At 45.5% G+C, this 7,384-nt stretch carries 2 protein-coding genes; both read right to left on the bottom strand.

The window, feature by feature from the left end:
* Window positions 1-60: 60 nt before the first annotated feature.
* The gene (gene addA / locus HMPREF0874_RS05335; RefSeq protein ID WP_008602197.1) at window positions 61-3,816 is read right to left on the bottom strand and encodes a helicase-exonuclease AddAB subunit AddA; all 3,756 of its coding nucleotides are present in this window, start codon (window positions 3,814-3,816) and stop codon (window positions 61-63) included.
* Window positions 3,806-7,300: a PD-(D/E)XK nuclease family protein gene (locus HMPREF0874_RS05330; RefSeq protein WP_008602196.1), complete on the bottom strand. Its 3,495-nt coding sequence runs from the start codon at window positions 7,298-7,300 to the stop codon at window positions 3,806-3,808. Before HMPREF0874_RS05330 ends, addA begins: the two co-directional genes overlap by 11 nt.
* Window positions 7,301-7,384: the final 84 nt, after the last annotated feature.

The raw sequence follows: 7,384 nt of genomic DNA, 5'->3' as shown, positions 1-7,384 counted from the left end.
AGCTCTCTATCAACGGATAGAGAGCTTTTGTGTTTATTAATTTATAAGAATCTATGCGCATTAGTCCACAATGATTGCATCATGCAAGCGGAAGCTATAAATGTAACATGCTTTCACGGGCATTCCCGTCAATCGCTGCAAGGCCTCTTTATAGAGGTCCATTTGAATTTTATAGCGCTTAATGAGTTCTTCTCCGGATGTAACGCGATCCGTTTTGTAATCTACGAGAACCCATTCGCCATCCTCCTCAAAGGCCGTATCAATAATACCTTGAAGGAACAGATTTTCCCCGTCCTCTAAAGTATCGTATACGCGTTTTCCTTCAAAGAGCATGCTAAACGGCAACTCTCGTTCGATACGTTTTGCATTGATAAGGCGCTTACCAAGATCAAAGTTGAAAAATTTATACAAACTTGTATCGCTTAATAAATTCCGTTCTTCCTCTGTAAAAGTCCCTTTCGCCACCAATGCATCGAGTTCTTTCGTCAAAGAAGCTTGCGTATACTTCACAAGAGGTAGCCATTGCATAGCCTCATGCATCAAGGTACCCCATTGAGCACCGGTCAATACATCATCTTCAGACTGTAATGCTTGTGGCTTTCGACCGAATACGGAGTTTGCTAGGGCATCTGCTGAAACTTCTACCGTTGCAATCGGTTCATTCAAAGTATCAATAGTTCCTGCTTCAAGTTCTCGTTCTTGGAATCGTCGCTTCAATTCACTAACAGAAATTTTAGCAGTACGTCGTGTAGCATCGTTGTATGGATAGATATAGTTAAAACGGTCCACGATTTTCTGCGGTAATTCTACGGAATTAACAGCTTTTAAGTCCCGCACCTTATTGATTGTTGTCTCGTCAATATCCGCTTTGTAATCGAGATCACCATAGAGAGAACCATCATGAATTTCAACCTTTAAACGACACTGTTTATCAGGCAAATCAAAATAGGTGGGGCCTTCGTACTCGATGGCTACGCGCAATGGATTACCGCCATCTAAATGACGAGCAAAGCCCATAATCATCCAGTCTAGATAGGTATTAGCTTGTGTAATAATATCTGTCGGTAACTGTTGAGTTTCTACGGAAGCCGCATTTTTAATGAGCTCACCTATGGTGCTTAACACACCTTTAGAATTTTTAAAGCCTTTAATAAAGCCTGTCATAAACAGCTTATCTCGTGCCCGTGTCAAGGCAACATAGAGAATGCGCTGCTCCTCCGCCTTGAGGGCCGCTTCTTTTACGTCTTTCACATAAAACCAAGGCATGGTCGGGAAGGACACTCGAATATCTGGGAAATACCCTTTCAAACCAAGACCTGCATTTTTATCGATAAGAAGCTCTGAACGCAAGTCCATCATGTTGAATCTTTTTTGTACACCAGATAGGAACACTACAGGGAATTCAAGGCCCTTACTCTTATGGATGGTCATGAGGCGCACCACATTGTCTGCCTCGCTCACCACATTGGCAAGAGGCATATCTTGGTTGCTGTCGCGTAAGCTTTCCACAAAGCGCAAGAACCTAAAGAGCCCTCGGAAGCCAGAGGCTTCATAGCCCTTGGCTCTATCGTATAAGGCGAGCACATTGGCACGGCGAACGAGGCCATTCGGCATAGCTCCCACATAGTTTACATAGTCTTGAGATTCGTAAATATCCCACAACAAGTCGGTCACACCATGACGACGCGATAAGGTGCGCCACCTTTCCATATGCCCAATAAAGGCCAATAAACGCTCATCTTGAGCCTCTTGTGCATAGGCTGGCATAAGAGACCATAAGGAGCCATCACCAGACAGGCGCAATGCACCTAGTTCGTTGGCATCAAGACCTACCAGGCCAGAGTGCAACACGGCAGCCATCGGTAAATCTTGTTCCGGATTATCTATGACGGATAACAACGCCAATAAGAGTTGAATCTCTTGGGCTTCAAAGTAACCGTCTCGCTCATTTACAACTGCAGGAATCCCCGCTTGCCGCATGGCTTCTACGGCACGGGTGCCCCAGCCCGCTAAGGATCTGCGCAAAATAGCAAAGTCTCGCCACTCGATTTGACGGAATGTGCCATCTGGATTTTGTACCTGCTTCTTAGCCGCATGAATTTCCTTGATTTTTTGAATGATGAAATCTAGCTCACGCTCGTTGTTTTCAGGATCATCTCCTTCGTCCTCGTCACTTTCACTAGCACCAAGGGTATCCTTACTCACATCTAAGAGCTGTAATTCCACGTCACCACCGATCCAATCCTCTGGCGCATCCTCTACGATGCGGCCAGGAATGAGCGATTCAGCCTCTGTATAATTGAGCTCTGCCGCGTCTTCCGTCATGATTTGGTAGAACAAGAAGTTCGTAGCCGCCAAAATATTTGCGTCAGATCGGAAGTTTTTTGCCAAGTCGATACGACGTTCTACCGCATCATTGCCGCCGTACGTATTATATTTCTCCATGAACAGAGAACTATCGGCCATACGGAAGCTATAAATAGCCTGCTTCACGTCCCCTACGTAGAACCTATTATCAATGCGAGAAATCAAGTTGATAATCGTCTCTTGCACGCCGTTCGTATCTTGGTATTCATCGACCATGATTTCTTTGAACGTATCTTGGAGCTCCTTCGCCACGTCGGACGGCTGAGGGTCATCCTCTGTGCCAGGCTCAACGAGAAGAGCCAAACATAAATGCTCAAGGTCGCTGAAATCCATAATGCCTTGCTCTTGTTTCATATCCCGATACGCTTGGTGGAACGCAATCGTCAGCTCTACTAACCCTTCTATGATTGGATATTGAGCCTTAAACTGGTCTTGCAAGGTAGCTTCCGGAACGGTGAATATAGCGGCTTGCATAGCTTTGAGGTCATCTTTATTTTGACCGCCCAAAGATTTAAACTCTGCCACCAATATAGGGTCATAGGCTTGCGCCTCTTTTGAGCCCATCCGGAACTGGTCCTTAATAAAGGTATCTACATGCTTACAAGCTTCGCCCATGTCGTCCCAAGTTTGAGCCGCTGAAAGCATGCCTAGTGCAGCCAGTTGATTATCGTATATATTTTGCCATTTATGAGGCCCTGTCGGATCGAGCAAGATTTGTTCCATCCGCTCTAAGCGCTCGCGAATGCGATCGATGACAGCCATGTGATTAGACCACATATATTCACCCCACAGCGTATCACTAGGGTTTATGGTCATCGCCTCTTTATAAGGCTCTAACGCTTTTCTTAGCCATCCATCGGGATTGGCGAGGGACATAGCGTAGTTATACAGGGACATAATCTTCGCCGTTAAGCCTGCATCGGATTTATCATCGCTGAAGAAATCCGCTAGCTCATAGATATTATAAAGGCCCTCTTCATAGGATTTAGTTAATAAATCGGCTAATACCTCTTGTTGTAGCAATGCCATTTCTGCTTCATTGCCGATGCGCGCTGTCGGATTAATGTCGAGCTTATAGAAATAGGACCGGATTACCCATTGGCAAAAGGAGTGCAATGTAGAAATATGAGCAGAGGGCAACAGATTGAGCTGTCGTTCAAGGCGCGTTTGTAGTGCAACATCATCTGTAGATTCCATGGCTTTAGCCAAGGCAAGGCCAATACGAGCGCTCATCTCTTGAGCTGCAGCCTTTGTGAAAGTTACAACCATGAGTTCTTGAACAGATAAGGGATTATACATATCCTTAAGGCGCGTAATAATGCGTTCTACTAGGACCGCTGTCTTACCTGAACCGGCAGCGGCCGCAACAAGTAAGGTCTGATTATCTAAGGAGGAATCCTTAGGCGCTATAATAGCAGACTCCTGCTCTGGCGTCCATTTAACACCCATGGTTTTCACCTCCTTCGCTGCTATTATTTCTGTCGTTTAAGACCTCTTTCATCCGTTCTAATGCGTCATTCTCGGACAATCTAGACAAATAATTATATCGATTACGGCTAGAGTCAAAGCGACATACCGTTCTGTAATCGCAGAATGTACAAGGTCTAAGGCCATTCAATTGATATGGCTTAATCGGAAACTGCCCGTCCCCAATGTGACGACCCGTCTCAGCCATCACGTGATTTGTATAGCGGCACATTATGTCGAATTCACCTGTAGACTTAACCTTCCGCAAATCTCTGCTAGAAATGGTTTGATCTTTTTTCGTAGCAATCGGCACATAAGGCCCTCGCTTAGATCCATAGGACAAGAACTTATTGTCAATATGCGTCAACAACTCTATATCATCGGAGAAGTACCCACTGTTTTGCCAAGCATCGCTTTCATTAGCCAACGAAACCGCATCTTCATAAGATATAGGCGCATCAGCAGGGATTTTAGGGTTCTTCACGTAAGAGTAAACCACCGCCGCAGGGGACATAGATCCGCCATGTGTTTTACCATAAGCGGACTCCAAAGCCAACAGATAGGTCATGAGTTGCAGTTTAAGTCCATAATAGACATCTTGGGCCGTCACATGAGCACCACCCGACTTGTAGTCGATAACCATGCCATAGGTTTGATCATTTTTTGTATATTCGTCGATGCGGTCAATTTGACCGATGAGTCGCAAGTAACGGTTTTCACCAAGAGGGACTCGAATAGGATCCCAGCCACCTTGACGACCAAAGTCTTGCTCTAAATACTTCGTATCAAAATCGCTGCGCTTAGACCACTCTATGAGGCGGTCTACCGTCACATGTAATGTTCTCTGTACACGCTGTTCAATGGCCTTTTGGTAGGCATCGCTCGTTTCTTCACCTAGCTGATTTTCTTGCAAGATTTCGTCTGCCACAGTACGGCATAGATTTTCTTGTTCCTCTTCGTCGAGGTCACGCCATTGTTTGTTATTTTCTAATAGATAATTACCTAAGCGCTCTAAATTAGCATGTAAGAACGTACCAATTTCAGGAGCTCCAAAGGAGCGTACTGGACGTGGTTCTAGTTTCAAACCATATTGGGCATAGAACTTAAACGGGCATTGTTGGTATCGTTCAAGGCGTGTCACAGAACCAGACATGTAGCCTTTAGACAAGAATAGACCATTCACTAAATCCTGCGTTATGACAGGCACATCGTTGTTATCTCGAATGCCACGTAACACCTCCGCTAAACGAGGACGATAGGTTTCGCTTTCACGAGCCCAGTTATAGAGTCCCCACCAAAGAGGATTGACCTCATAACCACTAAAGAGAGCCCCCCAACGCTCAGATAGCAATGACAGACTTTGGAGTGGGCGCCACACGTAATCTGCCTCTGTATCAGGTGCAATGGAGAGAGGAATATCTACTGCCTGATCTATGTACCCAAGAGATTCTAATCGTTTCACAACGAGGGATGGCTCAAGACCTGTTCCATCCTCACCAGAGCCCGTATAGGACAAGGTCAACGAATCAGACGCCCGTGTCATGGCGAGATATAATAGGAAATTCTCGTTGAAAGCCTTCGGCAAGGCCCCTTCTGCTAAGGTAATTCCTGCATCGGCCAATTCTTGACGCTCCTTATCCTTAATGAGCCCTTCATCGCCCATACTTTGAGGGAATACACCTTGGTTGAGACCCATTACAAACACCTTAGGCCACCACTGGCTGTAGCCACGTTCGATGGTAGTAATCACCACATGATCTAAAGAAGGTGGAATCATAGAGTAGTTTACATCGCTAAGGCCTTCTTCGAGGAGGAGCATCATCTCATCCAGAGTCAATATTTCATCCTTCATGACCATAGAAATTTCGTCTATAAAGGAAAGAACCGCATTATACATCTGTTCATGACTAGCTTTGGATTCTTGATCACCTATAGTTTCTGCGTCCTTCGCCCATTCATAGAGCCGCTCTGGCACTTGTAAGATTTCTAATAAACCATAAAGTTGTGTACCCCACTCAGCCCCTGTATGACCCTCCGCATTAGCAGCAAAGTCAAACCATGGAGATAATATATCCATAATGGTTTCTCTTGCTTTGTTAACACGTGCTCTGCGTGGTGCATCTACGTGGCTCTCTTCATCTTGCCCCTCATGAAAGCCTCGTAGGTACGGCCAGCTTTCACGTTCCCATTTATAATGGTCGATACCAAACTCGAGAACGTAGTTCTCTAACTCATCTACAGCCTCACGAGTAAGCGGCATCAAGTCCGTCTTGAGCAATAGAAACATGCTGTCCCGACTATAGTTATGACGCACGATATCAAATAGAGCCGTCAATAGCTCGCCTAATGGATGGTTTTTCATAGGCCGCTGACGGTCAATAAAATGCGGAATACCGTAGCGAGCAAAGACCTTTTCTAAAGTGTCACCATAGGTTTCAGACTCGCGGAGCATGATACATACATCTCGGTAACGCGCCTCTTCAGATGATTCTACATAGGCTAAAATACGACGAGCCACAGCATCTGCTTCGCGTTCCCGGTTATAGCCTCGAATAAGCGGAATCGTTGCATCTGTAGAGTTTTTCTTACTAGGGCTAGCAAAGTAATTAGACTCTAGAGCTTGAACGATTTGAGGGCCTCGTTTCCCGTCAAAGCCAATCCAGTTGATACTAGAGCCATAACGAGCGACTAAGGTATCGTAAATCTCTAAAGGGCGGCTGAAGAGATGCTCCCCTCGACGAGCTAGATTTAACGCCTTTGGAGCCATCGGTAAATCGATAGTAATAACGGCTTCCTTGGCCAAGTCAAACAAGGTATAAATCAACTCATAGTGTGTGGGCGTAAACCAATGGAAACCATCGATAAAGACGTGGCTATTCTCCATGAGAGGAGATTGTGGCAAAGCCTCTACGATTTCCATGATAGGATCGATGTCGCGCTCCCCATGGCGACTGAGTTCTTCTTCATAGGCAGACATACAAATAGCTAGCTCGCGCAATTTCTTTTGTAATACTTTATTTTTAACAGATTCTGCCCCTCGTTCTAGGTCCACAGGGCCTACACGGAAGGCGCGAAACTCAGAAAAGAGTTGTTGCAATACAGAGGAAAACTCAGGTCGCTTTGTGGCCTGTTCTAATAGCCCCAGTTCCTTTTGCTTTCGTTTCATTACAAGGCGCAACAACATAGACCGGCCAAAGCTTGATAAACTTGATTGACCGCCCCCTTTTGAGCCTATAGATTGATATACCTGATAACCCAAACGACCAAAGCCTACGACGCGAACCGTAGTGAAGCCTTTCTCAGGCATAAATTCAGCTAACTCCCGTTCCACCCGATAGGTGGCAGGTTCAGGAACGAGCAAAATTATTGGTTCCCCTGGACAGTCTGTCATGACCTGACGTATGCGCTCATATACGGCGCGCGTCTTGCCTGATCCAGCTCGTCCATAATAGACGCTAATACTCATGAGACCTCCCTAGTGAAACTTTCACCATCTCAATTGATGTAATCCACAAATTTATATTGCTCATATCAGTTAACGCATTAAATA

It is taken from the genome of Veillonella sp. 6_1_27, from assembly GCF_000163735.1.
GTDB lineage: Bacteria > Bacillota > Negativicutes > Veillonellales > Veillonellaceae > Veillonella > Veillonella parvula_A.
The sequence above is the reverse complement of the archived record's forward strand: the minus strand, read 5'-3'. Positions and strand labels throughout refer to the sequence as shown.

What these genes read in the sequence shown, in the direction of transcription:
- HMPREF0874_RS05330 (WP_008602196.1), bottom strand. Translation starts at nt 7,300, where the DNA reads ATGAGTATTAGCGTCTATTATGGACGAGCTGGATCAGGCAAGACGCGC.
- addA (WP_008602197.1), bottom strand. Translation starts at nt 3,816, where the DNA reads ATGGGTGTTAAATGGACGCCAGAGCAGGAGTCTGCTATTATAGCGCCT.